Annotated in this window: 27 protein-coding genes; 16 read left to right on the top strand and 11 right to left on the bottom strand. The window is 63.9% G+C overall.

Annotated features, from left to right (window positions below; genetic code table 11):
* The first annotated feature begins 68 nt into the window (after nt 1-68).
* Nucleotides 69-809: a competence/damage-inducible protein A gene (locus FQV27_RS10770; protein WP_147098283.1), complete on the top strand. Its 741-nt coding sequence runs from the start codon at nt 69-71 to the stop codon at nt 807-809.
* The gene (locus FQV27_RS10765) at nt 806-1537 is read left to right on the top strand and encodes a GNAT family N-acetyltransferase (protein ID WP_246133075.1); all 732 of its coding nucleotides are present in this window, start codon (nt 806-808) and stop codon (nt 1535-1537) included. Before FQV27_RS10770 ends, FQV27_RS10765 begins: the two co-directional genes overlap by 4 nt.
* Here the strand turns inward: FQV27_RS10765 and FQV27_RS10760 are convergent.
* Complete coding sequence (locus tag FQV27_RS10760; RefSeq protein WP_147098961.1) at nt 1534-1917, bottom strand: hypothetical protein; 384 nt, start codon at nt 1915-1917, stop codon at nt 1534-1536. The two genes, FQV27_RS10765 and FQV27_RS10760, sit on opposite strands and share 4 nt — an antisense overlap.
* A 27-nt stretch (nt 1918-1944) precedes the next feature.
* Nucleotides 1945-2730 carry a DUF6478 family protein gene (locus FQV27_RS10755; protein ID WP_147098280.1) on the bottom strand — a complete coding sequence of 262 codons (786 nt, stop codon included), beginning with the start codon at nt 2728-2730 and terminating at the stop codon, nt 1945-1947.
* A gap of 159 nt (nt 2731-2889) precedes the next feature.
* On the opposite strand from FQV27_RS10755, the gene FQV27_RS10750 reads away from it, so the two are divergent.
* Nucleotides 2890-3486 carry a CAP domain-containing protein gene (locus FQV27_RS10750; RefSeq protein WP_147098278.1) on the top strand — a complete coding sequence of 199 codons (597 nt, stop codon included), beginning with the start codon at nt 2890-2892 and terminating at the stop codon, nt 3484-3486.
* Nucleotides 3487-3523: 37 nt separating this feature from the next.
* Here FQV27_RS10750 and cls read toward each other — a convergent pair whose 3' ends face one another.
* Nucleotides 3524-4954 carry a cardiolipin synthase gene (gene cls, locus FQV27_RS10745; protein WP_147098276.1) on the bottom strand — a complete coding sequence of 477 codons (1431 nt, stop codon included), beginning with the start codon at nt 4952-4954 and terminating at the stop codon, nt 3524-3526.
* Between the two features lie 98 nt (nt 4955-5052).
* Between cls and accD the strand changes: the two genes are divergently transcribed.
* Both accD and FQV27_RS10735 read left to right on the top strand, forming a co-directional pair.
* Nucleotides 5053-5979: an acetyl-CoA carboxylase, carboxyltransferase subunit beta gene (gene accD / locus FQV27_RS10740; protein ID WP_147098274.1), complete on the top strand. Its 927-nt coding sequence runs from the start codon at nt 5053-5055 to the stop codon at nt 5977-5979.
* A gap of 17 nt (nt 5980-5996) precedes the next feature.
* A complete protein-coding gene (locus tag FQV27_RS10735; protein WP_147098272.1) occupies nt 5997-7271 on the top strand; it encodes a bifunctional folylpolyglutamate synthase/dihydrofolate synthase in 1275 nt (424 codons plus the stop codon).
* Here FQV27_RS10735 and zapE read toward each other — a convergent pair.
* From zapE to FQV27_RS10715, 4 genes are all read right to left on the bottom strand, one after another.
* On the bottom strand, nt 7268-8383 hold the full coding sequence (gene zapE / locus FQV27_RS10730) for a cell division protein ZapE (RefSeq protein WP_147098270.1): 1116 nt from the start codon (nt 8381-8383) through the stop codon (nt 7268-7270). The two genes, FQV27_RS10735 and zapE, sit on opposite strands and share 4 nt — an antisense overlap.
* A gap of 21 nt (nt 8384-8404) precedes the next feature.
* Nucleotides 8405-9151 carry a glycerophosphodiester phosphodiesterase family protein gene (locus FQV27_RS10725; protein ID WP_147098268.1) on the bottom strand — a complete coding sequence of 249 codons (747 nt, stop codon included), beginning with the start codon at nt 9149-9151 and terminating at the stop codon, nt 8405-8407.
* Nucleotides 9148-9606, bottom strand: coding sequence for a RidA family protein (locus tag FQV27_RS10720; protein WP_147098266.1), 459 nt, complete (start codon nt 9604-9606; stop codon nt 9148-9150). Before FQV27_RS10720 ends, FQV27_RS10725 begins: the two co-directional genes overlap by 4 nt.
* A gap of 65 nt (nt 9607-9671) precedes the next feature.
* Nucleotides 9672-10232, bottom strand: coding sequence for an NADPH-dependent FMN reductase (locus FQV27_RS10715; RefSeq protein ID WP_147098264.1), 561 nt, complete (start codon nt 10230-10232; stop codon nt 9672-9674).
* A 166-nt stretch (nt 10233-10398) separates the two neighbouring features.
* On the opposite strand from FQV27_RS10715, the gene FQV27_RS10710 reads away from it, so the two are divergent.
* On the top strand, nt 10399-11190 hold the full coding sequence (locus tag FQV27_RS10710; protein ID WP_246133073.1) for an aminoglycoside phosphotransferase family protein: 792 nt from the start codon (nt 10399-10401) through the stop codon (nt 11188-11190).
* Here the strand turns inward: FQV27_RS10710 and FQV27_RS10705 are convergent.
* Nucleotides 11187-14636: a chromosome segregation SMC family protein gene (locus FQV27_RS10705; RefSeq protein WP_147098260.1), complete on the bottom strand. Its 3450-nt coding sequence runs from the start codon at nt 14634-14636 to the stop codon at nt 11187-11189. The genes FQV27_RS10710 and FQV27_RS10705 overlap by 4 nt on opposite strands.
* 237 nt (nt 14637-14873) lie before the next feature.
* Here FQV27_RS10705 and FQV27_RS10700 point away from each other — a divergent pair, with 237 nt between their 5' ends.
* The 3 genes from FQV27_RS10700 to FQV27_RS10690 are packed head-to-tail and all read left to right on the top strand — an operon-like array spanning nt 14874 to nt 17063.
* Nucleotides 14874-15230, top strand: coding sequence for a CidA/LrgA family protein (locus tag FQV27_RS10700; protein WP_147098258.1), 357 nt, complete (start codon nt 14874-14876; stop codon nt 15228-15230).
* Complete coding sequence (locus FQV27_RS10695; protein ID WP_147098256.1) at nt 15223-15936, top strand: LrgB family protein; 714 nt, start codon at nt 15223-15225, stop codon at nt 15934-15936. Before FQV27_RS10700 ends, FQV27_RS10695 begins: the two co-directional genes overlap by 8 nt.
* A complete protein-coding gene (locus FQV27_RS10690) occupies nt 15936-17063 on the top strand; it encodes a GNAT family N-acetyltransferase (protein ID WP_147098254.1) in 1128 nt (375 codons plus the stop codon). Before FQV27_RS10695 ends, FQV27_RS10690 begins: the two co-directional genes overlap by 1 nt.
* Here the strand turns inward: FQV27_RS10690 and FQV27_RS10685 are convergent.
* Nucleotides 17060-17434, bottom strand: a complete 375-nt coding sequence (locus tag FQV27_RS10685; protein ID WP_147098252.1) for a VOC family protein — start codon at nt 17432-17434, stop codon at nt 17060-17062. The genes FQV27_RS10690 and FQV27_RS10685 overlap by 4 nt on opposite strands.
* A 133-nt stretch (nt 17435-17567) precedes the next feature.
* On the opposite strand from FQV27_RS10685, the gene FQV27_RS10680 reads away from it, so the two are divergent.
* Nucleotides 17568-18227 (top strand): glutathione S-transferase family protein, encoded by a 660-nt coding sequence (locus FQV27_RS10680; RefSeq protein ID WP_147098250.1) that lies wholly within the window; start codon nt 17568-17570, stop codon nt 18225-18227.
* Here FQV27_RS10680 and FQV27_RS10675 read toward each other — a convergent pair.
* A complete protein-coding gene (locus tag FQV27_RS10675; protein ID WP_147098249.1) occupies nt 18224-18982 on the bottom strand; it encodes an N-formylglutamate amidohydrolase in 759 nt (252 codons plus the stop codon). The genes FQV27_RS10680 and FQV27_RS10675 overlap by 4 nt on opposite strands.
* A 102-nt stretch (nt 18983-19084) precedes the next feature.
* On the opposite strand from FQV27_RS10675, the gene pyk reads away from it, so the two are divergent.
* The 4 genes from pyk to rplT all read left to right on the top strand — a co-directional run bounded on the left by pyk (nt 19085) and on the right by rplT (nt 21458).
* Entirely contained in the window at nt 19085-20530 is a 1446-nt protein-coding gene (pyk, locus tag FQV27_RS10670; RefSeq protein WP_147098247.1) for a pyruvate kinase, read from the top strand.
* Nucleotides 20531-20562: 32 nt separating this feature from the next.
* On the top strand, nt 20563-20772 hold the full coding sequence (locus FQV27_RS10665) for a hypothetical protein (RefSeq protein ID WP_147098245.1): 210 nt from the start codon (nt 20563-20565) through the stop codon (nt 20770-20772).
* A gap of 110 nt (nt 20773-20882) precedes the next feature.
* On the top strand, nt 20883-21083 hold the full coding sequence (gene rpmI, locus FQV27_RS10660; RefSeq protein ID WP_147098243.1) for a 50S ribosomal protein L35: 201 nt from the start codon (nt 20883-20885) through the stop codon (nt 21081-21083).
* A 15-nt stretch (nt 21084-21098) separates the two neighbouring features.
* Complete coding sequence (gene rplT, locus FQV27_RS10655) at nt 21099-21458, top strand: 50S ribosomal protein L20 (RefSeq protein WP_147098241.1); 360 nt, start codon at nt 21099-21101, stop codon at nt 21456-21458.
* Nucleotides 21459-21515: 57 nt separating this feature from the next.
* Here rplT and FQV27_RS10650 read toward each other — a convergent pair whose 3' ends face one another.
* Complete coding sequence (locus FQV27_RS10650; RefSeq protein ID WP_222611691.1) at nt 21516-22817, bottom strand: carboxylesterase family protein; 1302 nt, start codon at nt 22815-22817, stop codon at nt 21516-21518.
* A gap of 100 nt (nt 22818-22917) precedes the next feature.
* On the opposite strand from FQV27_RS10650, the gene FQV27_RS10645 reads away from it, so the two are divergent.
* Both FQV27_RS10645 and FQV27_RS10640 read left to right on the top strand, forming a co-directional pair.
* Complete coding sequence (locus FQV27_RS10645; RefSeq protein ID WP_147098240.1) at nt 22918-23253, top strand: STAS domain-containing protein; 336 nt, start codon at nt 22918-22920, stop codon at nt 23251-23253.
* The gene (locus tag FQV27_RS10640; RefSeq protein WP_147098237.1) at nt 23250-23732 is read left to right on the top strand and encodes an ATP-binding protein; all 483 of its coding nucleotides are present in this window, start codon (nt 23250-23252) and stop codon (nt 23730-23732) included. Before FQV27_RS10645 ends, FQV27_RS10640 begins: the two co-directional genes overlap by 4 nt.
* Nucleotides 23733-23851 lie beyond the last annotated feature (119 nt).

Genomic DNA, 23851 nt, shown 5'->3' with positions numbered 1-23851 from the left:
GCTTGTTCCAGCCCTGCTTGTTCATCGGCCATAGCGGGCGTAACTTGTCCGCGCGAATGGAGGTTGCCATGCTATCGGAAAACAAGACTGCTGCAATTCTGGTCATCGGCGACGAGATCCTCTCGGGCCGCACGCGCGAGGGGAATGCGCACCACCTTGCAGGCGTGCTGAGCGCGGTCGGTATCGACCTGAAGGAAATCCGGGTCGTCGCGGACGAACAGCCCCTGATCGTCGAAGCCATTCGCGCACTCGACAGCTCGCTCGGCGGGCGCTACGACCTTCTCTTTACCTCGGGCGGGATCGGGCCGACCCATGACGACGTGACAGCCGATTCCGTGGCCGAGGCATTCGGCACCGGAATCGAGATGAATGAGGAGGCGCTTGCCGTCATGCGCGCCCGCTGGGAAGCGCGAGGTGTCCCGGTCACTGGCAACCGCACCCGCATGGCGCGCATTCCCGTCGGCGCAAAGCTGATCGCGAACAGCTACAGCGCAGCGCCCGGCTTCCATATCGGAAATACCTACGTCATGGCCGGCGTTCCCGAGGTTTTCCGCGCCATGGTTGACGCGATTTTGCCCGAACTGCCGACCGGGCGTCCGCCTGTAAGCGAGTCGCTGGACCTGCATCGTGGTGAATCCGAGGTCGCGGAAGAACTGAAATCCGTCGCTGAAGCTTATCCCGACCTCTCTCTCGGCTCGTATCCCTGGCACCGCGACGGCACATTCGGCACCATGCTGGTCGTCCGCGGTCTGGATCAGGATCGCGTGGCTGCGGCGATGGCTGAACTCAAGGGCCGGATCAGCGCGTGATCGCTGCCGATACCCCGCTTGACAGAACGTTCGAGGCAAGCTGGCCTGCCGCAGAATACGCCGTCGCCGGTGCGTTTCGCATCGGTCGGGGCGAAGGCGGCGGAATGCGCGTCAGCTCGGCGCGGCTTGTTTCGACCGAGTGGAACATGGATGATATCGGCCAAGCGATTGAAATCCAGCGAAGCTGGGGACAGCCGCCCGCCTTTCGCCTAAGCGAGGGTCAGGGCATCGAGGCCGAAGACCTGCGCGCCGCGCTGCAGTCGCGTGGATTTCGTCGCCATACGCCGACGCGGCTGCTCTGTGCCGATCTGGGCGCGCTGACCGATACGCCGGTGCCTCGCGTCACCTGCTTTGCCGTCTGGCCCCCGCTCGCAATCCAGCGCGAGTTGTGGACCGAACAGGGGATCGGCGCAGCGCGTCAGGCGATCATGGCGCGGGTAACGCTGCCCAAGGTGGCGCTTCTTGGCCGGATCGAGGATCGCGCCGCCGCTGTCGGATTCGTCGCCGCAGGTGAGTCGCTGGCGATTCTTCACGCGCTTGAGGTGCTGCCATCGCTGCGCCGCAAGGGGCTGGCGCGATGGATGTTGCGCGAAGCGGCGTTCTGGGCCGCTGGCCAAGGCTGCGACACTCTGGCGCTTGCGGTTACGTCCGAAAACGCCCCCGCGCTTTCACTTTATGACGAAATGGGCTTTCGGGACATCGGCGGCTACAGCTACTTCGTTCACTAGGTACGCGCGGCAGCGTAACGGCGAAATTCGCGCTTCAGCAGGTCCAATTCCGCACGGATCAGGTCGATCTCTGCACGCAGATCCGTATCGAGCGGCGCGCCAGCAACCAACGTCAGCGTTGCCAGATGCCGCGCCGAAGGCGACAGCGCCTCATCCTGACCGTCGTCGCTCATCAGAATCAGGCTCTGCATTCCGTCCGACAGGCAGTGCGGCGGAATTGCGACCTCGACCTTCCATGCGCCGGGACCATCGCTGAGGACCTGCGCTTCGGCGACCGGCGCGGCGAGATGGAAAAGACGGATGCGCGCGGGCGCATTGTCGGCCAGCAGACGCCCGGACCAGATGCCGGCGGTCACACCGTAGGATTCGAATTCGGACATGGTCACGCCTGCCTCTTTGTCACTCGATCAGATATGTGCGCGGGGATGGCGCGAAAGGATCATCTCCCGGATCGTTACGGCCGTCATACGCGGATTCTCGACGATCAGGTCGAGCCATATCTTTTCAAGCCGCTTCTCGTTCATCTGCGTCTGCGCCAGGTCAAATTCGGTAACCAGATGGGCCATGCGTCCCGCCTGCAGCTCGCCGACATGGCGCAGCAGTTCTTCGGTGTTAGGGCCATTGCCGATATTCAGCCGATAATAAAGTTCGGTGCCCGCCTCTGGTTCGATCGTCGTTTCGACACGGATGATGTGGTCGCGCGTCAGGTTGGTCAGGGCGTCGCGCGGAAGGTCGATGGAAAGCGACATGAAGCTGCCGCCGAAGCCCATCACCTCGACCTGCAACCCATAGGCCGCCAATTCGCCAGCGCGCGTGTTCCGCACCTGTCTCAGGATCAGCGCGCGCTCAGGGCAATCGTGCCAGACGGCGACCCCTTCGGCGATGCGACTGGCATTTTCGGGCGCAGCCACGCCGCTGGGACTGACCGGGACGACCATGAAATCGGGTCGCCATCGCCAATCGGTGCCGCCGGGCAGCGGCACCCGGTCGATATCGGCGCGCGCGCTTGCGACCCGGCGGTCGGACTGGGTCAGGAAACGGTCAAGATGGCGGCGCAGCGACATCGCTTCGTCCCGGAGACCGCCCAGACGGGACTGGCGAAGGCGAAGCGCGCCCGCGCTTAGGCGCGCCCACTGCTCCTCGGCGCGCAGGCGCTGCATTCGCTCAATCCAATGTCTGAGGCGGAAGGCCATTTTTTGCCGCTGGTTCCCGGTCGTTTCAACGTCCTTCGGCATAATCAAGCCGGTCCGAAGGAGCAAGCGCGTGATTGCGCGGATTAACTCGACTTTAGGGGTTTTCAGGTTATCAAAATACACGCTTAACGCGAATCAACTGAAACGGGAAAATCTGAAATGAATATTCTGCGAGCCGCCGGGCTGATTTTCACCGCCAGCCTGGGCCTGACCGCCTGCGGCCCGCAAACGCCTGCGGAACCAGAACTCACGGCACGGACCTCGACCCTGTCTCCGCGGCTGCCGAAGGGGATCGTGCGGACGGATGGACACGAGGATATCTACGTGGCCTCGGCGGGCCGCGCGCAGTGCCTGCAGACCGCCGCCGCCGATGCGGCCACGGCACTTGCCTCGACAAACGCATCACGGGCGCAGCATGGACTGGCACCCTTGCGCACCGACCCGCGCCTGCAACGCTCGGCCGAGTCGCATGCCTGCGACATGGCACAGCGCGGAACACTGACGCATGCAGGTGGGAAAAGCAAAGGACCGATGGGCCGGGTCAAACAGCGCGGCTACAAACCCCGTCTCGCCGCAGAAAATATTGCCGGTGGCCGCTTCGATCTGGGGCGCGTCATGTCTGAATGGTCAAGCTCGCCGGGCCACCGCTCGAACATGATGATCGCCGGCCTGCGCGATTTCGGGATCGGCAAGGCGGTCGCCGCGGACGGAAAGATCGTTTTCTGGGCCGCCGTTTACGCGCAACCCGCGCGCTGAGACGACACGCAGCCGTCGAAGGTGACGCAATTGCCGATCATAGAAGCGGTGTCGCCAGTGCCAGCGTATTGTTGACGATGCGCCGCCAGCGCGGCCATGCCTCGACCTCGGCCAGCGTCAGTGCGCGCGAACGGGCTACATAGCTGGCCTGTCGCGTGTCTATCGCGGTAATGACGTCATGACCTGCGGCGATAACGTTCATCTCGTAGTTCAGCTCGAAGCTGCGGCGGTCCAGATTGCCGCTGCCCAGCATGGCGACCCGCCCGTCAACCGTAATCAGCTTTGCATGCAGCAGGCCCGGCTGAAAAAGCATCAGCCGCACGCCAGAACGTAAAAGTCCAAGATAAAACCCCTGCGAGGTCGCGCCGACCAGCAGCGAATCATTCCGCTCCGGCAGGATCATGGTGACTTCCACACCACGCCTCGCGCAGGCGCGGATGGCAGTGTCCAGCGATGTGTCCGGCACATAATAGGGCGTGGTTATCATCACCCGCTCGCGCGCCGCGGCAAGGATCGCCACGATACAGTCCGATACGCTGCCGGCGCGACGGTCCGGTCCCGTCGCGACCACCTGCGCAATCGCACCCGGATCTGCAACGGCGGGCACGGCTGCCAGGATCTCGTCACCAAGATCGGCACCCGTATAGCTCATCCAGTCGGCAAGAAAGGCACCCTGCATCTGCCGCAAAATCGGCCCCTCGAACGAAAACCAGACATCGATCCAGGGCGCGTAGCGCTGCTTGACGGCGAAAGCCATGTCCGCAGCATTTCTGCTGCCGGTAAAGCCGATCCGGTTATCCACCAGCACGATCTTGCGGTGATTACGCAGATCAAGCCGTCGGGTCAGTGCGCGCAGCACCGAATAGCCCGTCGGCATCGCCTCGACCAGTGCTACCCCGGCGGCTTCCATCTGACGCCACGATGCGGAACGCGCGAACCCGCGCGAACCGACAGCATCCACCACCACGCGGCAGGACACCCCACGCTGTGCCGCCATGCGCAGCGCAGCGGCGATCCGCTGCCCGGTCCCGTCGTCCAGCCAGATATAGAACAGCACATGGACATGATCGGTCGCCTCGTCGATGGCCCGGATCATGCGGTCAAAGGCATCGTCACCCTCGGGCAGCAGGTCGATAACGTTCCCGGAAACCGGCACCATACCACCCACCGAATGCGCCGTCGCAGCGATCCCGGCAATCCATTCGGGCGGGTCGCTGACAGCGTGCGGGCTTGGTGTCCAGATGCCGCTCAGCCGGGCGCGGATGTCGGCGGTTTTCTGACGCTCTGCCTGCGCGATACGGACCTCGCCGAACAGAAGGTAGGCCAGAATGCCGATGAACGGCAGCGCCTCGACGACCATGATCCATGCCAGCCTGACAGATGGTTGCATTTGGGACCGCATCAGCACGCGAATAACCACGAGCGCCGCAGCAACATAGTTCAGGCCAAGCAAAAACGACATCCACATGAAGCGGCATCAAACCCTGCGCAACGCGTCGCCGCAATTGCAATTCGACGTCAGCCAGCCTATCTGTCCTGCGACCCACGCTCAGGGAGCTACCGCAGATGAACTGGATCACGAACTATGTCCGCCCGCGCATCAACTCGCTGTTTTCGCGGCGAGAAGTGCCGGAGAATCTGTGGACCAAATGCCCCGAATGCGGAACCATGCTGTTCCACCGCGAACTTGCGGACAACCTTCAGGTCTGCACAAATTGCGGCCACCACCTTCCGATTTTCCCCCGCGAAAGGTTTGCCGCGCTGTTCGACGCGGGCATTTTCCGCGAGGTTTCGGTTCCGGAACCTGTTGCCGATCCGCTGCAGTTCCGCGACCAGAAGAAATACCCCGAACGGATGAAAGCCGCGCAGAAATCCACAGGCGAGAAGGAAGCGATGCTCGTCGCCGAGGGCGAGATCGGTCGCACGCCGATTGTTGCGGCGGCGCAGGATTTCAGCTTCATGGCCGGCTCGATGGGGATGTATGTCGGCAACGCGATCATCGCGGCGGCCGAACGCGCGGTCGAGTTGAAGCGGCCGCTGGTGCTGTTTTCCGCCGCTGGCGGTGCGCGCATGCAGGAAGGCATCCTCAGCCTGATGCAGATGCCGCGCACGACCGTCGCGGTCGAAATGCTGAAAGAGGCGGGCTTGCCCTATGTGGTCGTGCTCACCCATCCGACGACTGGCGGGGTCACGGCATCCTACGCGATGCTGGGCGATGTCCAGATTGCCGAGCCGAATGCGCTGATCTGCTTCGCAGGGCCGCGCGTGATCGAGCAGACCATCCGGGAAAAGCTTCCCGAGGGATTTCAGCGGGCAGAGTATCTTCTGGAACACGGTATGCTCGACCGCGTGACCAAGCGCGGTGACCTGCGTGAAGAACTGATCGTTATCCTTCGCATGCTGACTGGTCAGCCCCCCGCCGTGATGGGCGAACTGCCCGCCCCGGCGGCGGCCACGCCCGCCGTGCCCGCACCCCCTGCCCCGAAGGCTTGACGCGTTCCTGCCCGGTCATGGATCATTCTGACGCCATCCTGAAGCGGGTCATGGGGCTGCACCCGAAGATGATCGACCTGTCGCTGGATCGGATGTTCCGACTTCTGGACGATCTGGGAAATCCGCAGGACAGCCTGCCGCCGGTTGTTCATATCGCCGGAACGAATGGCAAGGGCTCGACGGTATCGATGATCCGCGCCGGTCTCGAATCGGCAGGGAAGCGCGTCCACGTCTATACCTCGCCGCATCTGGCGCGGTTTCACGAGCGTATCCGCCTGGCCGGTAACCTGATCCCCGAGGATGCGCTTTCAAATATCCTGACAGAGATCGAGACCGTGAATGCCGGTCGCCCGATCACTTTTTTTGAGCTGACTACTGCCGCCGGTTTTCTGGCCTTCGCACGTCATCCGGCGGATTACACATTGCTTGAAGTCGGCCTTGGCGGGCGGCTGGACGCGACCAATGTGGTGGCCGATCCGGCCCTGACGGTCATCACGCCAGTCAGCATCGACCATACGCAATACCTTGGCGAGACCCTTGCGGAAATCGCTGCCGAAAAGGCGGGTATCCTGAAGCGCGGCGCGCCCGCCGTAATCGCGCGTCAGCACGAGGCCGCGCTGTCGGTGATCGAAGACCGTGCCGCTCGGCTGGGCGTTCCGGTCATGGCCTGTGGTCAGCAGTGGCATTCAGCGCCAGAGGGCGACGGGATGGTCTTTCAGGATGAGAATGGCCTCATCGACATGCCGCGCCCGAACCTTCGCGGCCCGCACCAGATCGACAATGCCGGCACTGCCATCGCGTCCCTGCGCGCGCTCGGCTTTGGCGCGCCCGAGGCGCTCGCAGCAGTGACCCGCGCCGAATGGCCGGCCCGCATGCAGCGCCTGTCGTGCGGCCCGCTTGTCGACATCGCGGCGCGTCATGGCTGCGAATTGTGGTTGGACGGGGGGCATAACCCGGCTGGGGGGCAGGCCATCGCGGCGACTTTGGCCGAACTGCCGCGAAAGCCGACGCATCTGGTCTGTGGCATGCTGAACACCAAGGATATCGCGGGTTACCTGCGCCCGCTGTCAGGTCAGGCGCAGTCGCTGCTGGCGGTTTCGATCCCTGGTGAGGCCAATACCCTGCCCGCAGAAACAACGCGCGATGTCGCGGCTTCGGTCGGTTTCGATGCCGGCATTGCCGATGATGTCGCGTCTGCCGTGGCAGAGCTGTCCGCCGCTTATCCCGGCGCGCGCCTGTTGATTTGCGGATCGCTTTATCTGGCCGGCACGGTCCTGCGCGAAAACGGTTAGTCGCCCGACTTTCCGGCGCCCCACCCGGCATCCTGCATCTCTCGCAATCGCGAGGCCGTGCGCTCGAATTCGAAGCTGCCTTCGCCTTCGACATAAAGCCGTTCGGGCTCTGCCGCGGCCGAGGCGATGACACGCACCTTCGCCTCGTAAAGCGCATCGATCAGGGTCACGAAGCGCTTGGCCTCGTTGAAATTGGACGAAGAAAGCTGCGGGATTTCGTCAATGACCAGCAGATCGAGCGCGTTCGCGATTGCCAGATAATCGGCAGGACCAAGTGCGCGCGAGCACAGATCCCAGAAGCTGGCGCGCCCTGCCCGCCCAAAATGATGCGGAATTTCGACCTTGCGGCCCTTCACCTCCAGCACGAGCGGAGGCGCCGCCTCGCCACCCGTCAGGTCGGTCCAGATTTTATCGACGGCAAGGCGGGTATCGCGGTTCAGGGGGCTGAACCAGACCTGATCGCCGCCTGCCCGACCCTGCCGGTGGTCGCGAGGACTGTCGAGCGCGACGACCTCCAGCCTGTCGCGGATAAGCGCGATGAAGGGCAGGAAAAGCTGGCGGTTCAGGCCGTTCTTGTAAAGATCCTCGGGCACCCGGTTCGACGTGGTGACGATGCAGACCCCGCGCTCGAACAGAACTTCGAACAGGCGGCCGACGATCATCGCATCCGCAATATCGGTGATCTGCATTTCGTCGAAACACAGAAGCCTTGCGCCGGCGGCAACCTGTTCGGCGACCGGCCTTACGGCATCCTGATCGCCACGTTTGCGCGCTTCGTTCAGGCCGGCCTGAATTTCCTGCATGAATTCGTGAAAATGCACACGCCGCTTGGCCCGGATCGGCGCGGCTTCCATTATCAGATCCATAAGCATCGACTTGCCGCGACCGACACCGCCCCACAGATACAAACCGCGCGCGCCGCCCGGCGCAGGCTCTGGCCGCCCTCCGCCGAAAAGACCGCGCCAGCCGCCTGAACTGGCCTTTGGCGCAGCTGCGTCGGTGAGGTCGGTCGCGATTGCGTCAAGCAGCGGAAGCACCGCGCGCTGCGCCGCGTCATCCTTCAGTTGCCCATCCCGAACGCGGGCATCGTAAAGTTCGGAAACCGTCGCCATAAGTCAGCCTTCACCCAGCCGTCAGGGGCGATAGTTCTCGAAGGTGATGCCGTCGGCAACGCGCCGCGCCACTGCCTCATCCTCGGCGGACCGCACCGTCCAGCACAGCACAGGCACCCCGCCCGCCTTCAGATCTGCAACGGCCTGATTTTCAAGATCGCGGCAGTCATGGGACACGAAGCTCGCGCCGCTGCGGGCGTAATCCTCCAGCGCGGCAAGGCTGTTCCGGGTTTCTTCATCCAGCATCGGCCAATCCTCCTTGGGAAAGGCGCAGCTTGTCAGTCCTGCCGCAACATCCGGTGCAGCCTCGTTGAACGCCCTGACCGCGTTGGGGTTGAACGACATGACCGCGACCGGTCCTTCATAGGTTTTCAGCAGCGCGGCGACCCGATCCTGCACCTCGCCGATGGCCGCGCCCAGCCTGCCGTCCTGATCCTTGATCTCAATCAGCAGCGGCACCCGGCCAGCCACCTCGCGCAGCGTTTCCGCAAGGGTCGGGATGCCCTCGTCGCTTTCGGACAGACGCAGCGCCTCCAGGTCGTCCAGATCCATGTCGCTGATAAAGCCTTCGTCGCCGCACATGCGCGTCAGGTCGTAGTCGTGAAACACCATCGGCGTGCCATCGGCGGCGGGCTGGATATCCAGTTCGATCCCATAACCTGCCTCTATCGCCGCCCGGAAGGATGCGAGCGAATTTTCCGGCACTCCGCGCGAATGCAGCCCGCGATGGGCGATGGGCAGCCGGATAAAGTCGGGATGCAGATTCATGATGCCACCTCGAAGATTGCCTCGATTTCAACGGCCACGCCGCGCGGCAAAGCATTTGACGACACGGCTGCGCGGGCATGGCGACCGGCATCGCCGAACACTTCGACCATAAGATCCGAACAGCCGTTGATGACCTCGGGCTGTTCGCTGAAATCATTGGTCGAATTGACGAAGCCGACAAGCTTGACGACCCTGACGATCCGGTCGAGAGATCCGGTCGCCGCGCGCGCCTGCGCCAACAGCGCAAGACCGCAGCGCCGCGCGGCGGCAGCGCCGGCGGCACTGTCCAGGTCCGCGCCGAGACGGCCGGTCACAAGCCCGTTCGCATCCGACGAGATCTGGCCCGAAACGAACAGCAGATTTCCGGTTTGCACGTAAGGGACGTAATTCGCGACCGGCGCGAGCGCCTCGGGCAGACTAATGTTCAGCGCCCTCAGGCGTTCTTCATGGGACATATCAGGCTCCGGTCGTCTTCCGCGCCGATCCTAAGCCGGTTCGGCGCGGAAGGGGAAGCACATTATCAGCGCAGCGGCTTCAGCGCAGACGCCCATCTGCCCAGTTCAGCAATCATCGTGTCAGCACTGTCCTGCACGATCTGCGGCGCGTTGAAAGCCCCGTCCTTCAGGTGGTCAAAGACCATCGGCACCGCAACCTGTTCAGGAATCGGCATGATCTTTACGGTGGTCAGGATTTCCTTCGCCGCCTGTGACGATCGCATCCCGCCAGAAACACCGCCATAGGATACGAAGCTTGCCGGTTTGTAGTTCCATTCCAGCGCGAGATAGTCGATCGCGTTGAAATAGGCCGGCGGCGGGGCATAGTTGTATTCGGGCAGAATGAACACGAACGCGTCAGAGCCGTTGACGATTTCGGCCCATTTCTTGGTATGTTCCTTCGTGTATTTCTGCGCGCGCGGGTGGTTCGGCTCGTCCAGAAGCGGCAGGTCGATCTGCGCCAGATCAGACAGGATCACTTCGTCAAACGCGCCGGGTTTGGCCTTGGCGTATTCAAAGAACCATTCGCCGACAGGTTCGCCGTTCCGGCCCGGCCGGGTGCTGGTGATAATGACGTTGAGCTTCATTCTGCGTCTCCTGAAAATCAGTTCGGCCCGACCTACGCCCATTGCAGTAGCGTCACAAGAGCAGTTGCCGAGCAGTGGCTTTCTGCGACCTTCGCCGGGAACAGCACCCGCTGATCCGCGTTGCCACGGGATGAAGCAAGGCGATCACCTTTCACCCGATCCATGGTTGGCCCGCTGGCACCTGTCGCCGGACGGTCCGGTCATGACGACGCATCACGCCCTTCTGCTGCCGGTGCGCCATGACGGCCGGAAGGCAATGCTGAAGCTGACCGAAGAACCTGCCGAATTACGGGGCGCCAGGATGATGGAGTGGTGGGCTGGCGATGGTGCCGCGCCCGTGCTGGCCCGAGAGGGCGGCGCGCTGTTACTGGCGCGCGCAGACAGCGAGCAATCGCTGTCCGAAATGGCCCGCGACGGCAGGGATGCCGAGGCCAGCCGCATCATCTGCCAAACGGCCGCGCGACTGCACCGCAAACGCGCGAATCCGCCCGCGCTTATGCCCCTGACAGTATGGTTTCGCGATCTGGAAGTCGCCGCCGCCACTCAGGGCGGTCTGCTGGCGCAGGCCTGGAACACCGCATCGACCCTGCTCGCGGACCCTCGCGATCAGACAGCGCTGCACGGTGATCTTCATCATGACAACATCCTCGATTTCGGCAGCGACGGCTGGCTGGCCATCGACCCGCACGGCCTGTGCGGAGAGCGGGGCTTCGATTTCGCGAATATCTTCACCAATCCCGACCTGTCAGACCCGGCGCGCCCGGTGGCGACCCTGCCCGGCATCTTTAACAGGCGACTGGATGTCGTCACGGCTGCGGCAGGGCTGGAACGCAGACGGTTGCTTCAGTGGATCCTTGCGTGGACAGGGCTGTCGGCAGCATGGTTCATCGCCGACAACGATCCCTTGGCAAGGATCGACCTGCAGATTGCCGAACTCGCCGCGGCAGAACTGGCCTAAGCCACAAGCTGTTCGGCCCGTTTCAGATCGACGCTGACAAGCTGGCTGACGCCTTGTTCGACCATCGTGACGCCGAACAGCCGATCCATCCGCGACATCGTGACGGCATGGTGTGTGATGATAAGAAACCGCGTATCGGTGCGCCGCGTCATCTCGTCCAGCAGGTCACAGAACCTGCTGACATTGGCGTCATCAAGCGGTGCGTCGACCTCGTCCAGCACGCAGATCGGCGCAGGGTTGGCCAGAAAGACCGCGAAGATCAGCGCGAGCGCCGTCAGCGTCTGCTCGCCACCCGACAGCAGCGACAGGGTCGACAGCTTCTTGCCCGGCGGCTGACACATGATTTCCAGCCCCGCTTCCAGCGGATCGTCAGATTCGACCAGCACCAGCTTGGCCTCGCCGCCGCCGAACAGATGGGTGAACAGGGTGGTGAAGTTGCTGTTCACCGTATCGAACGCGGCCAGAAGGCGTTCGCGCCCTTCGCGGTTCAGGCTGCCGATGCCGGCGCGCAGCTTGCGAATCGCCTCCTCAAGATCGGTTTTCTCGCCGGCGAGCTTGCCTCGCTCTTCCTCCAGCTCGCGCTTGTCCTCTTCGGCACGCAGATTGACGGGGCCGAGCGCGTCGCGGTTGGCGCGCAGCCGCGCGATCTTGTCCTCCAGTTCAGTGGCTGGCATCTCGGTATCGGCTTCGCCAAGGCTTTCCAGCAATGCCTGCGGGGTCGCCTCTGTCTCCTCGAAAATCCGGGTCCGCGCCGCCGCTTCCGTATCACGCGCGGCTTCGGCCTTCGCCTCGCGTGCGGCGCGTGCCTCGCGCGATTCCGAGGCGGTGCGTTCCGCCTCGCGCTCTGCCATGGCGGCATCGCGCAAACGCGCCTCGGTCTCGCCCAGCACGGCGCGCGCCGTGGCCAGCCGGTCACCGGCGGATTCCTCTGCCGCCTGAAGGCTGCCGCGCTTTTCGGCCAGAAGGCCGGGCTGACGCTCTGCTTCCGTCAGTTCGGCCTGTGTCGCGTCGTGGCGGCCATTCAGTTCCGCCGCGCGCGTACCGGCCTGTTCCAGCCGCAACGTCCAGCCCGATTCTTCCTTGGCGATTTCCTGAAGACGGCGGGTGCGCGCGTTGGCGTCACGCTTTAACTCATCCAGCGCGCCGCGCCGCGTCATGGTCGCGATTCGCGCGGCCTCGACACCGGTTTTCGCAGCCTCGACCGCCGCAGCCGCCGCCCCGCGATCAGGCAAGGCAGCAAGCTGACGCTCTGCCTCGGCCAGCCGCGCACGGGCGTCGCTGGCATCTTCGCGGTGACGCTTCAATTCGCTTCGCGCCGATTCAGACCGGGCCCGCGCCATGGACAAATCGCTTTCCGCGCGCGTCGCGGCACGCGCCGCGTCAGACAGCGCCCGTTCTGCGTCACGCCGGGCCTCGCGCGCAGTTTTTTCGACTGCGCCTGCGTCGGCCAGCCTGGCCCGCGATGCATCATGTGCGGCAATGGCCTTGTCGGCCCGGGCGACGGCTTCGGCCGCGACGAGGCGCATTTCAGACAGCCGGTTGACCTGTTCCAGATGTCGCGCAGCGGATGACGATGCTTCGCCCGGCATGACGCGCATTCCGTCCCAACGCCACAGCCCGCCGTCGCGCGTCACCATACACTGGCCGGGACGCAGCGCGGGCTGCATCGCATCCGCCTTTGCCGCATCCGCGATCACGCCGATCTGTGCCAGTCGCCGCGCCAGCAGGGCCGGCGCGTTAACCTGCGCGGCAAGTCCTTCGGCACCAGCTGGCAAGGGTGCGGCGTCGTCATAATCCGGCAGATCGGCCCAGCCAGAGCCGTCCTTGGCCAGCCCCACCGTCAGATCATCGCCAAGCGCAGCGCCAAGCGCCACCTCATACCCCTTTTCGACCCGGACCTGATCGAGCAGTGACGTGCCATCACTGCCCCCCCGCGCCACCAGCTTTTCCAGTGCCGCCATCTCGGCCTTCAGCGCACCCGTCTCGCCCTCAACCTCTGCGCGGGCGGCGCGGGCAGCAGCTTCCGCACTTTCGGAACTGCTGCGGATCTGCTCCGCCTCTGCCAGCGCTGCTTCTGCCGCTTCGGCAGCGGATGCTGCAGTTTGCTGAGCGGCCTCGGCCTGTTTCAACGCAGCCTCCGCCTCAGCGCCTGCTGCCTCGGACCGGCTGGCAGCCGCTTCGGATTCGCCGGCAGCGCGCTCTGCCCTGTCGCGCATGGCAGTCAGGTCGGCAACCAGCCTTTCGGCGGAATGCGCCTGCGCGGTCAAACGCGCCGATTCATCGGTCAGCTCCGCCAGCCTGGCTTCGACCTGACGCAACGCATCCGCGGCCTCATCCGCGGCTTTGGCGGCGGCATCCTGCTTGTCGGCCTGACCTTCGCCGGCCTTTTCCAGTTCCCGCCGTTCCCATTTCAGGCGATCCACGACTTCCGCCGCGTCGCGGTTCAGCTGGCCTTCCCGGTCGATGTCCTTGGCCAATTGCGCAACACGTCCACGAAGGGCGGCTATCGCGGCCTCTGCGCGCGCTTCAGCCTCGTCCAAAGCCTCGCGGTCCACAATGGCGCGTGACATCAGCGCCGCCGCGATCTGTTCTTCCTCCCGCAGTGGCGGAAGCGCGGCCTCGGTCGCCTCACGGCCCGCAAGCGCCCGCTTTGCCGCGGCCTCGGCCTCTGCCGCGGCCTTGACGGCATCTCGCAGAGCTTCAGCCGCCGCCTCGCGGGCGCTGTCCGCTTCGGCCCAGCGGCGATACAGCAGCACACCTTCCGCCTGACGCAGCGCCGCGCCGATCTCTCGGTATTTGGCGGCCGCGCGTGCCTGCCGCGACAACGATGCCGCCTGCGTTGCCAGTTGATCCAGCGTATCATCGACACGGGTCAGATTGGTTTCCGCCCCGTTCAGCTTCAGTTCGGCCTCGTGGCGGCGGGCGTAAAGGCCGGAAATCCCCGCCGCTTCTTCCAGAATTCGCCGCCGCGCCTTGGGCTTGGCGTTGATGAGTTCGGAAATCTGGCCCTGCCGCACCAATGCCGGCGAATGCGCCCCGGTCGAGGCGTCCGCGAACAGCATCTGCACATCGCGCGCCCGCACGTCTTTACCATTGATCTTGTAGGCAGACCCGGCATCGCGCGTGATCCGGCGCACGATGTCGATGCCGTCGGCGTCATTCACCGCAGCCGGTGCAAGACGTTCGCTATTGTCGATGGCCAGCGTCACCTCGGCATGCGCGCGCGCGCCACGGCGCGAGGTGCCGGCGAAGATCACATCCTCCATCCCCTCGCCGCGCATGGCGGTGGGACGGTTTTCGCCCATGACCCAGCGCAGCGCTTCCAGCAGGTTGGACTTGCCGCAGCCATTCGGTCCCACCACGCCTGTCAGCCCTTCGCGGATGATCAGATCAGTCGGGTCCACGAAAGATTTGAAGCCGTTCAGCCGTAGCCGGTCGAATTTCACGCTGCTGCCCCCGTTGCCCCTGAATCGGTTCTGTTTTCCGCGATTGTCCGGCTGACGCACGCCCGAGTCAACCAAAACCGCAAGATATGGGGGCTATAGGCAGCTTATCCACAAGTTTTTGCGCAATCACCGAGATCCGCCTTGTAACAAGCGTCTGCCAGATACGCATGGCTCCCCGCCGCTTTCGACATGGCTGCGCCTCTGGTCAGTCGGGAAAATCGCGCATAACTTCGCCACATGATCCCCGCCCTGACCATCATCCTGTGTTTCCAGCTTATGGGCGAGATCGCCTCGCGCGGGTTGCACTTGCCCCTGCCCGGCCCGGTGGTCGGGCTGGTGCTGCTGGTCTGCGCTTGTCTTGCATCGCCTGCCTTGGCGGAAAGGCTGCGGTCTGTGGTACAAGGGCTTCTGGGGCATCTGTCGCTGTTCTTTGTCCCGGCAGGCGTCGGCGTGATCGCGCATCTGGGGATTCTCGGCCAACACGGGCTGGGGCTGGCGCTGGCATTGGCCGTATCTACGGTGCTGGCGATTGCGGCCGGGGCGCTGACATTCGCAGCCGTCTCGCGATGGACCGGGGCCGACGACGATGAATGACGCGTCCCTGATCTGGTCCTATCTGTCCAGCCAGCCGTTACTGTGGCTGACGGCCACGCTTGCGGCATATTGGGCGGGCGACACGCTGTTCCGCGCCCTTGGGCGGAAAAGCTTTGCCAACCCGGTGCTGATTGCGGTGGTGATCCTGGGCGCTGTGCTTTGGATAAGCGGCACCAGCTATCAGACCTATTTCGAGGGCGCGCAGTTCGTTCATTTCATGCTGGGTCCGGCAACCGTCTGTCTTGGCCTGCCGCTTTACGACAACCTGAAACGGGTCCGCCGCGCCGCGTTGCCGGTCGTGGCGTCCCTGATCGTAGGGTCGACAGTCGCAGTTGTTTCCGCCCTGCTGATCGGGCGCGCCTTCGGACTGGACGACCTGCTTCTTGCCTCCATGGCCCCAAAATCAACGACCGCGCCGGTCGCCATCGGCATCGCAGAAAGGCTTGGGGGTCAGCCCACGCTGGCGGCTGTCATGGTGCTGCTGACCGGCATTTTCGGTGCCATGATCGCGACCCCTCTGCTGAATGCGCTGCGCATCACCGATTGGCGGGCGCGCGGCTTTTCTGTCGGGGTGGCCGCGCATGGCATCGGCACCGCGCGGGCCTTTCAGGTCAATGAAACCGCTGGCGCATTCGCGAGCATCGGCATGGGGCTGAACGCCGTGCTGACCGCCATCCTTGCCCCTCTTGTGCTGAGCCTGTTCTGATGTCGCTATCCGTCACTGTCCATCAGACAATCGCCGAGATCCCCGCCGAGGCATGGGATGCAACCGGGGCTGGGCGCAACCCGTTCACGACCCACCGCTTCCTTGCAGCGCTGGAAGATTCGGGCTCGGTCGGGGAGGGCACCGGCTGGGTTCCCGCGCATATTGCCGCGCGCGAAGGCGATACGCTGCGCGGCGTCTCTCCCTGCTATGTCAAGCTGCACAGCCAGGGCGAGTATATCTTTGACCATGCCTGGGCAGATGCCTTCGAACGTGCGGGCGGGCAGTATTATCCAAAGCTGCAATGCGCCGTGCCCTTCACGCCGGTAACCGGTCCGCGCCTGATCGCGGACGATCCTGCGGTGCAGCGCGGGCTGCTGAACGCGATGACGCAGCTTTGCCTGCAGAACGGGCTGTCGGGCGCGCATGTTACCTTCTGCACCGAAGCCGAGGCGGAACTGGGCGAAAGCGCAGGCTTCCTGCCCCGTTCGACCCAGCAGTTTCACTGGGTCAATGACGGCTATTCGGATTATGCTGAGTTCCTGTCCCGGCTGTCATCGCGCAAGCGCAAGGCGCTTCGGAAGGAACGCGAGCGCGCGCAGGCGTTCGGCGGCGCGATCCGCCAGCTTCGCGGCGACGAGATCCAGACCGAACATTGGGAAGCCTTCTGGACCTTCTACCAGCACACTGGCGCGCGCAAATGGGGCCGCCCCTATCTGACCCGCGCCTTTTTCGACCGCCTGCACGACACCATGCGCGATGATTGCCTGTTGGTTATTGCCGAACGCGACGGCCAACCTATTGCTGGCGCGCTGAACCTGATCGGCCCGGACGCCATCTATGGCCGCTATTGGGGCGCGATCGAGGAACACCCCTTCCTGCATTTCGAGCTTTGCTACCATCAGGCCATCGACTTCGCGATCGCCGAGGAACTGGACCGGGTCGAGGCCGGCGCGCAGGGCGAACACAAACTCGCCCGCGGCTATCTGCCGACCGAAACCCATTCCCTGCATTGGGTCGCAGATCCGGGTTTCCGGCGTGCGCTGGAAGATTACCTTGACCGGGAACGCCGCGCCGTGGGCGAGGAGATCGACTTTCTGCGCGATTGGGGGCCATTCAAGCGCGGTTAGCCGCGCTGTTCAGAGATCCACCAGACAATGCCATTCGCATCCGCGACGCCGCCGCGATAATCGCCGTCCGCCCCCTGCTTCGGCGGCTGGACCACCTCGCCGCCTGCCGCCTTGGCGCGGGCGAAACAGTCATCCACATCCGGCCGGTAGACATGCACATGCGACGGCGCCGCATCCGGGGTCTGGCCCATCATCACGACGCTGTCACCCAGCCGAGCCTCGGCATGGGCTATGGATTGCCCATCTTCACCCGCGATGACGCGCAAGCGCTCGGCGTCGAAAACTGATTCGAGAAATTGCAGCGTTTTCTCGGCCTCGCGGACCAGCAGATACGGCGAAGCGGTGGGGTATCCTTCTGGCTTATGGCTCATGATATAAACCTTTTCTGACCACATTCCCTTTAGACCGCCGCCACAGTCCGCGCTTGCCAAGGCTGTGCGATCCATGTCAGCGCTGTAATGATACAGTCAGACATCCTCCTGTCCAAATATATGGTTCCGATCCATGGCGCTGACCCTCTACGGCCACCCGTTTTCGTCCTACACCCAGAAGGTACTGATCGCGCTTTATGAAAACGCGACCCCGTTCGAATTTCGCCTGATCGAGCCGGATCAGACGGAAACGACCGCCGAATGGCTGCGCCGCTGGCCTTTGCGAAAGTTTCCCCTGCTGGTCGATGGTGATCGTCAGGTGGTCGAAACCAGCATCATCATCGAATATCTGGGGCTGAGCCATCCCGGCCCGGTGGAGCTGCTGCCGCAAGACCCGCTGGCGGCGCTGCCGGTGCGATTCATGGATCGCTTCTTCGACCTGCATGTGATGAACGCCGCGCAATATGCGGTCGATGGTGCGCTTGGCATCAATGCGACCGACAAGGAAGACGGTCTGAAGGTCGCAACTGAAAAGCTGGCCCGCGCCTATGGGTGGCTGGAAAGTGAACTCGCGGGCCGGGAATGGGCGACGGGCGACAGCTTCACCATGGCTGATTGCGCGGCGGGGCCGTCGCTGTTTTATGCGGACTGGATTTCCGAAATCCCGCAGGACTGCCCGAACCTGCGCGCCTACCGCAGCCGCCTGATGGCACGCCCGTCATTCGCGCGCGCCGTGGATGAGGCGCGCAAATACCGACATTGCTTCCCGCTTGGCGCACCGGACCGGGATTAAAGCCCGGCTTCCTCCAGCAGACCGTCCATCACCAGCGCCAGTTTTTCGGCCCACTCTGCCTGCCCGGCATCGTCGCGGATCAGGTCGTTGCGAACCTCTATCAGCACGTTGGGGCGGCCCTGCGCAAGCGCATGCCGGTCGATAGAATCGCCGTCGAGATGACCTGAATAGGGTTCGTTATCCCCCGTCACCCAGCCTTGTTGCCGGCAGCGTTCGATCAGCAGGGGCGCAAGGCGTTCATCCTTGTGGGAATACAGCACGCCCACGGCCCAAGGCCGCGCCATGCGGCCACGCAATTGCGGGGTGAAGCTGTGGATCGCGCAGATTGCCCGGTCCGGACGCGCCCCCGCCAGTTTTTCCAAGGCGTTGTGATAAGGGCGATGCAGCCGGTCCAGCCGCCGCTGACGTTCCGCCGCGTCGGCATCGCGATTGGCGGGAATCACCGTGCCGTCATAAAGACGCATCAGCAGCGTCGGATCATCCTCGCCGCGATTCGGGTCGATCACCAGACGCGAGAAATCGGACCCCACCACCGGCGCCCCGATCAGCGCGCCCAGTTTCTTCGACACGCCCGCCGCGCCCACATCATAGGCGATATGGCGCGCCATATCGTCAGCCGCGATACCCAGATCGCCACTGCCTACCCAATCAGGCACGCGGTTGGTCGCATGATCGCAGGTAATCAGCCAACGGCTGTCCCGCGCCTCGCCTTCGCTCCAGAAGGCTTCGTCCCGGATAACACTGTCATCTTTCATACGCGCCCCTTACGTCAATTCTTCACGCTAGGCCAGTTGTCCCGGCGGATGGTTTCGGCCATGATGGCGCAAACATTCCATTGACCAGCCGGAGAGATCACCATGAGACGCCACCGCAATGTCAAGATCGTGGCCACGCTGGGACCGGCCTCTTCCGAATATGACACCATCCGCGCACTGTTCGAGGCAGGCGCAGATGTCTTCCGCCTGAACATGAGCCATGGCAGCCATGCAGACCACAAGGCGCGCTATGACGCGATCCGCAAGGTCGAGGCCGATCTGGGCCGGCCTATTGCCATTCTCGCCGATCTGCAGGGGCCAAAACTACGCGTCGGCGTTTTCGATGGCGACGAGGCAGAACTGACCGAGGGCCAGAAGTTCCGGTTCGATCTGGACGATGCACCCGGCGACGCGGCCCGCGTGCAACTTCCCCACCCCGAGATTTTCGCAGCACTCGAACCCGGTTCGCAGCTGCTGGTCAATGATGGCAAGATCCGCCTGAAGGTCGAAGATTGCGGCAAGGATTTCGCCAATTGCGTGGTGACGGTCGGCGGCACGATTTCGAACCGCAAGGGCGTCAACGTGCCAGACGTCGTGCTGCCGCTGGCGGCACTGTCGGACAAGGACCGCGACGATCTGGAATTCGCCTGCGAGCTTGGTGTCGACTGGCTGGCCCTGTCCTTCGTGCAACGCCCCGAGGACATGGACGAGGCCCGCAAGCTGGCCAAGGGCCGCGCTGCCGTGCTGGCCAAGATCGAAAAGCCCGCAGCTGTCCGCGCCTTCCCCGAAATCCTTGCTGTGTCTGACGGCATCATGGTCGCGCGGGGCGATCTTGGCGTGGAATTGCCGGTTCAATCCGTCCCGCCGATCCAGAAGCGTCTGGTGCGCCAGTGCCGTGCGGCCGCAAAGCCGGTGATCGTCGCGACCCAGATGCTGGAATCGATGATCGAAAGCCCGGTGCCGACCCGTGCCGAAGTCTCGGACGTGGCGAACGCGATTTATGAAGGCGCCGATGCGGTGATGCTGTCGGCCGAATCGGCGGCGGGTCAGTATCCGATCGAGGCCGTTCAGACGATGGACCACGTTGCCCGTTCGGTCGAAACCGACACGACCTATCGCGAGGTGATCGAGGCGTCACGCAAGGCCGACCGCAATACCGTCGCCGACGGCATCGTGGCCGCCGCCCGCGAAATCGCCGAGACGACCGACATTCAGGCGATCTGCGCCCATACGCAATCCGGCACCACGGTCAGCCTGGTGGCGCGCGAACGCCCCCGGACACCGATCATCGCCATGTCCCCGATCCCGACCGTGCTGCGCCGCCTGTGCCTGACATGGGGCACCCATTGCGTCGCAACCGAACCGCTGTCGCGCTTCCGCGAGGCCGTCATCACCGCGGCCCGCGCCGCGCGCGATTTCGAATTCGCGGACGAGACGCAGCAGATCGTCGTGACCGCCGGCGTGCCGTTCAACACCTCGGGTACGACGAATATCCTTCGCGTCGCAACATGCGATGAACGCTTGATTTCCCGCGCCGACCCGGAATAAGCCCGGCGCCGGAATGGGCTAAGGGAAATATCATGGGTGACATTCTTCTGCTTCTCGGCACGGCGCTTTTCGTCCTGTCGGTCATCGCGGCCATCGTGTCCGTCATCAACACACGCGCGCCGCGTGGTGCAGCAATCCTGTTTTGCGCCGGCCTCGCGGTGCTTGCCGTCTGTGCCTGGTTGTATCCCGGCAGCGTCGGCATTCCCCAACTTGGGGCTGCCTGGGGCCGCCTTTTCGGCTGATCCGGCTTGCAATTGCAGGCGTCTCTCAGTATAGGGACGCCTTCAATCCCGCGCGGCCGGCCGATATGGCATTGCCGAGTCGCGCGTAAACCTCTGACAAGGAGAGTAAAATGCCGAAGATGAAGACCAAAGCGGCCGCCAAGAAGCGGTTCTCGTTCACGGCGTCGGGCAAAGTGAAATCGGCTCAGGCCGGTAAGCGCCACGGCATGATCAAGCGCACGACGAAATTCATTCGCGATGCGCGCGGCACCAACGTCCTGTGCGACGCTGATGCCAAGATCGTCAAGAAATACATGCCCTATAACCGCTGATCCGAGGACTGACACATGGCACGAGTTAAATCCGGCAAGGTTACCCACGCCCGCCACAAGAAAGTCCTTGATGCTGCCAAGGGCTATTACGGCAACCGTTCGCGCAACTTCCGCACCGCGACCCAGGCCGTCGACAAGGCGAACCAATACGCCACCCGCGACCGCAAGAACCGCAAGCGCAACTTCCGCGCGCTGTGGATTCAACGCATCAACGCCGCTGTGCGCGCTGTCGATGCCGACATGACCTATTCGCGTTTCATCAACGCATTGTCGAAAGCCGGGATCGAAGTCGACCGCAAGGTTCTGGCCGATCTGGCCGTTCACGAGCCCGAGGCTTTCGGCGCGATCGTCGAAAAAGCAAAAGCCGCCGCCTGAGGCGCATCTCAATGACATGAAAGACCCGCGCCCCGGCGCGGGTTTTTTCTATCCTGCTTAGGGCAAGTGCAGCCGGATCAGGCCGGTCGCCTCTGCAGGCGGCGCTGCAACAGTGCCGTCACGCGCAAAATCCGCCCAGATCCGCCGGATGGGCCGACCGATGCGCCGCAGATCCTCGGCGCTCATCTCGCGCGGCACAAGCGGCGTTCCCAGCCAGTCATCGCTAGGGAATAGCAGCGGCAGATCGGCCAGATGCGCGCTGCCCCAATCGCCACCCCCGCAGTCGATGACAAACCGCGCCGCATAGCCCCCGGCCGCATGATGACGCGATGCGAAACGCCTTGCCGGACGGCCATAAAGTCGCGCGGTGAGTGCGCGGACAGCCAGCCGGCGCGGCGCGTCGAGAACCGAGGCAGCACCCTGCGCGAATGGGGGTAAAAACAGCGCTGCCTCGTCACGCATATGCCCGATAAGGATCGGAATATGCGGTGCAATTTCGGCATGCGCCGTGGCAAGCTGAGGTTCGATCGGGAACGGCGCATGACCGAATTCCGGCCCGAACGGCATCTGCCCAGCCAACCCGAAACGGCGAACCGCCTTTCGCAAGCGGGCCTGCCGGGACAGAATTTCCGACACCTTCTCATCGGACAGGGCCCCTGAAGCGACCCTGCGCATGACCCGCCGCATGCGTGCCGTCTTCAAAGGCAGATCGAGCGGCGCGCTCTGGATGATCGCGCGGTGGAACATCCCGCGCGCAGCGCCGGCCATCATCAGCCGCGCCGTCAGATCACCGCCTGATGATTGCCCGAACAGCGTCACACGCCCCGGATCGCCACCAAAAGCGGCGATGTTCTCGGCGATCCAGCGCAGCGCTTCGATCACGTCGAGCGCACCGAGATTTGCAGGATGCCCGTCAAAGCCCAGCCAGCCGAAAAGCCCAAGCCGGTAACTGATCGCAACGAACACCACCTGCTGCTCGCGAACAAGCGCTGACGGGTCCAGCACGCCCATATCCGCAGCCCCCGATTCGTAACTGCCACCATGCAGCCAGACCATCACCGGCAGATCGCGCGCGTCTGCGGGTGCGCTGACAGACAGGCACTGGCATCTTTCGGCGAAGGCGATACCGGCGAAGGCGTCGGGTAACACCGCATCCAGCCGCGGGATCGGCAATTGCGGACATGCGGGGGACAGCGCGCTGGCGCGGACAGGCGCGGGTTTTGACGGTTTGGGAAGCTCCCACCGGCCCGCGTCTGCATAGGGAATGCCGGTGGCGCGGATGATATCACAATCCCGCCGCGCCAGAATTTGCCCGGCGGGTGACGCGATCACAATATCCCGCGAAGGCGCCTGTGACACGTAGCCCACCTTATGCCTGTTCCGAATTCCGAGCCTTGTTCATCGGATAGTAAGAAATCTGCGCTAGGGATTCCACACGACATCGGGGATAGGGGCAAGCATGAACCTGACGGTAAAGGATGAATCGGGTCAGATCGTGGTGCGCATCGTCGAAAGGCGGCTCGACGCCGCCATAGCTGGCGAATTCAAGGATGCGGTGCGCCCGCATGTCGCCATGCGCGGACCCGACCTGCTCCTCGATCTTGGCGAGGTCGAATTTCTGGACAGCTCCGGGCTCGGTGCGGTGATCGCATTGAAAAAGGCGCTTCCCGAGGGACGCCAGATGCGGCTGCGCCGACTGACGCCGAATGTCGCGCGGGTGTTTCGGCTGACACGCATGGATCAGGTTTTCGACATTGTCGACGCCGCCGATTGCGGCAAGGGTGGCTGTGCATGATCGCGGGAAAGCAGCCGGAAAGCCCGGCCGGCAGAGACAGCAAGGCCCAGCCGATCATCGTACTGACACGCAGTTTTCCGGCGCTGGCAGATACCGTGCGCGAGATACTGATCCTCATGACCGAGCGCCTGCGCCTGCATACGACGACAGACCTGCTGGGACGCGCGGAACTGGTTCTGGCAGAGCTTTTGAACAATGTCGCCCAGCACGGGCGGGCGCATTCGGCCGACCCTGCCCCGATCGTTCATCTGAGCGTGGTCGCGCAGCCCGACGGCCTTGCCTGTTCCGTCAGCGACGATGGCGGCCTGCTGCCGAGCATCTGCCTAAACTCACCCCCGCCTGACCCGCGAAACGATCCTGAGGGTGGCTTCGGATGGTTCCTGATCGGGCACCTGACCCAGTCGCTGATCTATTTCCGCGAGGGTGAGCGCAACTATGTCGCGTTCACGATCCCGCTGCATCCAAGCAAGGCAGCCTGACGTCCCGGTCAGAACCGCAAGGATACGCGGGACGGTTCGCGGCGAAATCCCCAGGCTTCATCGCGCGGCATCCCGGATCGCGGCCAAAGTGACCGGCCGCGACGACTGATCCTGCGCCG

Origin of the sequence: Paracoccus aurantiacus, from assembly GCF_007993065.1 — a bacterium.
GTDB lineage: Bacteria > Pseudomonadota > Alphaproteobacteria > Rhodobacterales > Rhodobacteraceae > Paracoccus > Paracoccus aurantiacus.
This window is presented reverse-complemented; position numbering and strand designations above follow the sequence as displayed.

Bases quoted from the DNA above. Each gene is read 5' to 3' on its own strand.
- FQV27_RS10695 (WP_147098256.1), top strand. From the start codon at position 15,223: ATGAATGACGCGTCCCTGATCTGGTCCTATCTGTCCAGCCAGCCGTTA.
- FQV27_RS10770 (WP_147098283.1), top strand. From the start codon at position 69: ATGCTATCGGAAAACAAGACTGCTGCAATTCTGGTCATCGGCGACGAG.
- FQV27_RS10645 (WP_147098240.1), top strand. From the start codon at position 22,918: ATGAACCTGACGGTAAAGGATGAATCGGGTCAGATCGTGGTGCGCATC.
- FQV27_RS10725 (WP_147098268.1), bottom strand. From the start codon at position 9,151: ATGAATCTGCATCCCGACTTTATCCGGCTGCCCATCGCCCATCGCGGG.
- FQV27_RS10750 (WP_147098278.1), top strand. From the start codon at position 2,890: ATGAATATTCTGCGAGCCGCCGGGCTGATTTTCACCGCCAGCCTGGGC.
- FQV27_RS10715 (WP_147098264.1), bottom strand. From the start codon at position 10,232: ATGAAGCTCAACGTCATTATCACCAGCACCCGGCCGGGCCGGAACGGC.
- accD (WP_147098274.1), top strand. From the start codon at position 5,053: ATGAACTGGATCACGAACTATGTCCGCCCGCGCATCAACTCGCTGTTT.
- FQV27_RS10720 (WP_147098266.1), bottom strand. From the start codon at position 9,606: ATGTCCCATGAAGAACGCCTGAGGGCGCTGAACATTAGTCTGCCCGAG.
- FQV27_RS10700 (WP_147098258.1), top strand. From the start codon at position 14,874: ATGATCCCCGCCCTGACCATCATCCTGTGTTTCCAGCTTATGGGCGAG.
- zapE (WP_147098270.1), bottom strand. From the start codon at position 8,383: ATGGCGACGGTTTCCGAACTTTACGATGCCCGCGTTCGGGATGGGCAA.
- pyk (WP_147098247.1), top strand. From the start codon at position 19,085: ATGAGACGCCACCGCAATGTCAAGATCGTGGCCACGCTGGGACCGGCC.
- FQV27_RS10675 (WP_147098249.1), bottom strand. From the start codon at position 18,982: ATGAAAGATGACAGTGTTATCCGGGACGAAGCCTTCTGGAGCGAAGGC.
- FQV27_RS10755 (WP_147098280.1), bottom strand. From the start codon at position 2,730: ATGGCCTTCCGCCTCAGACATTGGATTGAGCGAATGCAGCGCCTGCGC.
- rplT (WP_147098241.1), top strand. From the start codon at position 21,099: ATGGCACGAGTTAAATCCGGCAAGGTTACCCACGCCCGCCACAAGAAA.
- cls (WP_147098276.1), bottom strand. From the start codon at position 4,954: ATGTGGATGTCGTTTTTGCTTGGCCTGAACTATGTTGCTGCGGCGCTC.
- FQV27_RS10640 (WP_147098237.1), top strand. From the start codon at position 23,250: ATGATCGCGGGAAAGCAGCCGGAAAGCCCGGCCGGCAGAGACAGCAAG.
- FQV27_RS10760 (WP_147098961.1), bottom strand. From the start codon at position 1,917: ATGTCCGAATTCGAATCCTACGGTGTGACCGCCGGCATCTGGTCCGGG.
- FQV27_RS10735 (WP_147098272.1), top strand. From the start codon at position 5,997: ATGGATCATTCTGACGCCATCCTGAAGCGGGTCATGGGGCTGCACCCG.
- FQV27_RS10685 (WP_147098252.1), bottom strand. From the start codon at position 17,434: ATGAGCCATAAGCCAGAAGGATACCCCACCGCTTCGCCGTATCTGCTG.
- FQV27_RS10690 (WP_147098254.1), top strand. From the start codon at position 15,936: ATGTCGCTATCCGTCACTGTCCATCAGACAATCGCCGAGATCCCCGCC.
- FQV27_RS10665 (WP_147098245.1), top strand. From the start codon at position 20,563: ATGGGTGACATTCTTCTGCTTCTCGGCACGGCGCTTTTCGTCCTGTCG.
- FQV27_RS10680 (WP_147098250.1), top strand. From the start codon at position 17,568: ATGGCGCTGACCCTCTACGGCCACCCGTTTTCGTCCTACACCCAGAAG.
- rpmI (WP_147098243.1), top strand. From the start codon at position 20,883: ATGCCGAAGATGAAGACCAAAGCGGCCGCCAAGAAGCGGTTCTCGTTC.